Source organism: Pseudoduganella violaceinigra DSM 15887 (assembly GCF_000425385.1).
In the GTDB taxonomy this organism is placed as follows: domain Bacteria; phylum Pseudomonadota; class Gammaproteobacteria; order Burkholderiales; family Burkholderiaceae_D; genus Rugamonas; species Rugamonas violaceinigra.
The window spans coordinates 1-5055 of the sequence record NZ_KE384360.1 but is presented as its reverse complement, the minus strand read 5'-3'; the positions used below and the strand labels follow the sequence as shown (position 1 = coordinate 5055).

Genomic DNA, 5055 nt, shown 5'->3' with positions numbered 1-5055 from the left:
ATTGGCGTGTTGGGTGGCGCGGTCAAACCCGGCGCGCAGGATCTCGGCGTGCAAGTGATCGCCGCGCGCGATCCAATCGACGTGCAGGCGCAAGCTGGTGCGATGCTGGTACAGGCGCGTGATGAAATCAACGTGAAGAGCGCCAACGCCCATATCGATTGGGCTGCGGCGAAGAAGATCAGCCTTTCTACGGCTGGTGGCGCCAACATCACCATCGATGGCGGCAATATCACGGTGCAGTGCCCGGGCAAGATCGAGATCAAGGCTGGAAAGAAGTCCTTTATCGGGCCAGAACGCACGGACTACCGCATTCCGGAACTACCATCCAGCGAACCTGTCTGCATTGATTGCCTGATTAAAGCCCTTAAATCTGGTTCGCCCGTCGCGGTGGTTTAAATGAAAAGAACAACAGAATATTTTGGCCAGGACCCGGCAAATGTTCCTGCAGTCCGTGAAGCTCTGATTGCATCGGCCGAAGCGCAGCCCGACCTTCACTGGGCGGCATTGATTGATGCAGCATTCGACTACCCCAATGCCAACGATGCTCCTTACTGGGATCGAGGAATAAATTGCTACGCCAGCCACGCGTATGAAGGCCTGCGCAAAGCTGCACCAATATTGGTACCGATCGATCCGATAAATGATCAGGCCTTCCTCTCCCGGCTACTTCGACACAGTCACGACCGCCCCATGATCAGCTTCCTCGGGAGCGGAATTGACTTGAAAAAATTATGCGAATCGTGGGAATTACTTCATTGGGTAACGGCCATCGATCACCAGAAGATGCTATTGCGTTTGGCGGACACCCGCGTACTCGCAGAGCTTCCAAAGGTATTCAGACAAGATCAATGGGCGGCACTTGCGGCACCTATTGTGGAATGGCTGGTAGTAAATCGTGAAGGCGGCCTGACGCCGCTTGCCTTGTCGGACCCTGATGCATCGAAGGCATTAAAGATTCATCTCGAACACGAACAACTGGCCTCATTACTTTTGGCGGCCGAACCAGACAACATCCTGTTCCTGATATCGGGCTCGATGTCGGACATCATTCCGCAAAATATGCCACGTTCAAAATGCTACTCAATGGTTTCGAAAAGCTGCGAAATCGCGCGCCAGTTCGACGTAACCAACTGGGCAGACGTTGTCTCGCTTTCGGTTGCAGCTTTCCTGACTGAAGGGAAGACGAACCAGGATGACTCCTTAAATGCATATCTCGCCAGAAAGCAGTGGCCCCCCGGCGATCTCGGAACAGGTTTGGTTAGCGAAAGTTTTTTGTGATTTCAAAAAGCGAAGTGGACCTACGCAATTGCATGGTGCACAAAAAATTTATTTGATAGTGAGGTTTCAAGTGAAAGTAAATTTTTCAATTATTTCGTTTGCACTAATGTCTTTCCTACTTGTCGCCTGTCGCGATGATTCAGTTGCCGTCACCGTTGTCGGGTACAACCACACTGCAAATCGGCCCATTGAACAATTTTATGTAAATGATGCGATGGGACCCGATGTGATGCCTCAATCGGGTGGCGGAAAGGATTTGTGCTGCTTCATGCTGCCGAGGGAATGGCGCCCAGGGATGCATGTAGAGGTCAAATGGACTTACGGACGAATGAAAGAATCTGACGAGAAATTGCCGGCGCAAGCCGCAATCGTGGAGGTACCCAAATACCTTAAAACGGGAAACATTCATGTCCACTTTTACGACGATGACAAGATTCAATTGGTGGTTACAACTTGCGATGCAGAGCATCCACTCTACCCATTGGACGAAAAGCTACTGTTGCCATGGAAGGCGAACCGAAGCAAAGCTGAATTTATGAAAAATGAAAAACCCTTAAGGCCTGGTCATGTCTGCTAACGTCCAACCTGCAAAAAACCCAAATTTATCGAACACGCGCGGAAGCATGCGGCCGCTCGGTAACGCCGAAGCCATGCAGCGCGCCAAAGCGATCGCACTCCAACAAGGAACCCAGTCCTCGCCCAAATGCTGTGGCCACATATTCGCCGGAATATTCTTTGATGGCACTGGGAATAATGAGTACCTCGACTATCAGAAAGTCCGCACCAGCCCCGAGCAACATAAGCAAAGTAATGTGGTTCGTCTATTTCATACGTACCCCGACGGAAAAATCGTCGGTACAGATAAGTACTACGCAACTTACATTCCTGGCGTTGGAACGCCATTTGATGGCATTCGCGACAGTGGTGGCACGCTTGGAACGGCTGCATCGTGGAATGGCGAACCTCGTATCATTTGGGCCCTGCTCCAGGTAGTGAATTACGTCAGCCGGTTTTTGACCGGCAACTTGCTGATTGGTCCTGAAGACGCAAACAAAATCGCCAACAATCTTGGCGGTATAGGTTCAACAGCGTTGGAGCGCAACTTCGTGCTAAGCGGCTGGGTCAACAAAGTAAAAACAATGGTTGCAGGGCGACCCAGTGGCATTTCCTATCCGGAGCAAATCAATTTATCTGTGTTTGGTTTTTCACGTGGCGCTGCAGAAGCGCGTGCTTTCGTGAACTGGTTATATGCACTCTGTGAGAAAAAGGGAGAACTTTTTTACTTTGCGGGTATCCCCCTGCACTTAACCTTTCTTGGGATATTTGATACCGTTGCCTCCGTCGGGGTTGCTGCGGGATTTTCAAATGGTATCGCGGCATTTGAAGGTCATCAGTCGTGGGCCAACGACAATATGCAGATCAACCAGGCGGTACAAAACTGCCTACATATCGTTGCAGCTCATGAGGTCCGTGCAACGTTCCCGCTAGACTCAGTTCGAGTGGACGGAAAATATCCAGCAAACGTTCGAGAATATATTTATCCTGGCGCCCATTCCGATGTTGGCGGTGGTTATTCTCGAAAAGCACAAGGCAAGACAGACGAATTGGCCAGGATCGCTGGTTTTGAAATGTATTGCGCAGCCCTCGCTGCCGGAGTTCCCTTGCGCTTGCTCGGTGAGATGATATTAGAAACCAAGATGGCACTAATCCCGTCAAAGGCAGCACTCGATGCATTCAATTCCTACTATCAGCATGCCAAAATCACTGAGGCGCCAGTTGAAGAAATGGCGCGCCAGCACATGGCACACTACTTCACCTACAGGTATCAAGCACGGAAGGCTCCTGGGACTCACCCACAAGCAGGGGGCTACTACACGCGAAAATTTTATAAGGCGGCTCCAACCGAGACCAAGTTCTTGCGAGACTCCCAACAGCGGTTTATTGCGGTGCTGGCAAATGTGGCACACATGATCGACTACCTGATGAAGAACGAAAAATCCTATGACTTCCACCTCCCGCAACCATATCAAGTCGCAGCTACCGGTTCAACATTCACCGAGAAATTGATGACTGGGTCGGTACTAAAGTACTCCTATATTCTAAAAAAGCGATTGGGCGCTGGCGATGACGACCGGGATAATGGCCAAGCTGATATCGATGCTCATAAGATTCTCGATAAATTAGAACAGTGGCGCAAGTGGCTTGCTGACAATGCTTCGCCATTTCTGGTAGATGCTGATGCGCCCGAACGTGATGTCCTTGGCGTTGTGCAATCGCTGAGCGAAGCTCCACAGCCAATGGAAATGGTCAATTTTTTTGACCATTGGGTGCACGATTCAATTGCCGGCATTCAAAAGGACAATGTCGATGAATTCCTCCTTAATGGCATAGGCATTGCAAAATTCCGGCGGATCTATTTTGGCGACCAGGGTGATAGCATCGTCAAAGAAACAGCGGAAAACGAAAATGAGGTGGAATGGCGAGCCGCCAAGGCGCAGCGCCGACAACTTAAGCAATGGGCGCTGGACAAAGCCGAGTATGACCGGATGAGATAAGAATCATGAATTTTGGTTAATCAAAAAACCAAGCTAGCAGGCTGCTGAAATCCCCCCACAGCCTCTCGGGGCCGGTCTGTTGATGATATCCTGAGTTCCCCACCTGATCCGAAGCACCAATGCGCGGCGCCAACACCTTCACCGAAAGCCAAGAAGGACAATTAATATGAAAAGAACGATATTTCTTCTTGTATTGGAAATTATTGGATCCATATTAATTAGTGGATGTAAGGAAGAGATGGTCAGCTCCGGCATACGAGGATTCAACCATACTAAAGATAGGCCAATCTATATGTTCACTGTAGATGGCTCAATGGGACCAGACGTTGATCCAGAGTCGGGTGGTGGAGCTGTAACATGTTGTGCGCAGCTGCCAGCAACTTGGCGTCCTGGATTGCGCGTAAAAATCAAGTGGGAGTATGACCGTATGAAAGAAGAAGACCCACAACTTCCGCCCCAATCGATGGAGCTCGAAATACCTAAATATGGGAAAAGGGGCGGGAGCCTTCAGGTACATTTTTACGATAATCATCAAGTAAAAGTTTTGGTCTCCAATTGCTTCCCCGGTCATCCTTTTTACCCAATGGACGAAAGTTCACTTCTTCCATGGAAGTCGAATGGCACGAGGGAAAACTATTTGGAGTGGGAGAAAAAGGCAGGAGAAACTCATGATTGCTAATTCAGCCTGCGAAAAATCATAATCTATTTAAGGGCACCTCGAAAAACCTCTGCAGTGATGGCATGATGTCGATGGTCCATTTCTAACGACGCTGCCGATGATGAAACCGAACTTGTTTGCCGCCCAGGAGCGTGAGGCCAAGCTGACCAAGCTTGGCGACGCGCTGCAAGTGCTGGAGCGGCATGTCGACTTCGCCGCGCTTGCCGCTGCAGTCGACGACGCTGCACCGCGCCCTGGTCGCGAACGTGGCGGACGACCGTCGTTCCCCACCGAGGTGATGGTACGCATTCTGTTGATCCAGCAGTTGTTCAATCTGTCGGACGAACAAATGGAGTACCAGTTGCTGGACCGCCTGAGCTTCCAACGCTTTGCCGGATTGCGTGATTCGAGCCAGATTCCGGATCGCACCACGATCTGGACGTTCAAAGAGCGCCTGATCAAGGCCGGCGCCAGCGAAAGCGTCTTTGAAGCCGTCAATCGCCAACTGGCCAAGCATGGCTTCATTGCGCGTGGTGGCCAGATGATTGACGCCAGCATCGTGCA

At 50.6% G+C, this 5055-nt stretch carries 6 protein-coding genes; all 6 read left to right on the top strand.

The features are described from left to right. The coding region (locus H597_RS0126465; protein WP_028104762.1) for a DUF2345 domain-containing protein at positions 1-396 on the top strand (396 nt) is incomplete at its 5' end. After that, positions 397-1278, top strand: coding sequence for a DUF4123 domain-containing protein (locus tag H597_RS0126460; RefSeq protein ID WP_083941308.1), 882 nt, complete (start codon positions 397-399; stop codon positions 1276-1278). Continuing rightward, positions 1205-1855, top strand: a complete 651-nt coding sequence (locus H597_RS34445; RefSeq protein WP_083941307.1) for a DUF3304 domain-containing protein — start codon at positions 1205-1207, stop codon at positions 1853-1855. The genes H597_RS0126460 and H597_RS34445 overlap by 74 nt, the downstream gene beginning before the upstream one ends. After that, positions 1845-3833: a T6SS phospholipase effector Tle1-like catalytic domain-containing protein gene (locus tag H597_RS34440; protein ID WP_083941306.1), complete on the top strand. Its 1989-nt coding sequence runs from the start codon at positions 1845-1847 to the stop codon at positions 3831-3833. The genes H597_RS34445 and H597_RS34440 overlap by 11 nt, the downstream gene beginning before the upstream one ends. A 166-nt stretch (positions 3834-3999) precedes the next feature. Beyond that, positions 4000-4512, top strand: a complete 513-nt coding sequence (gene tli1a / locus H597_RS34435; RefSeq protein ID WP_083941305.1) for a Tli1a family immunity protein — start codon at positions 4000-4002, stop codon at positions 4510-4512. 112 nt (positions 4513-4624) lie between these two features. After that, the coding region (locus tag H597_RS0126440) for a transposase (protein WP_371850748.1) at positions 4625-5055 on the top strand (431 nt) is incomplete at its 3' end.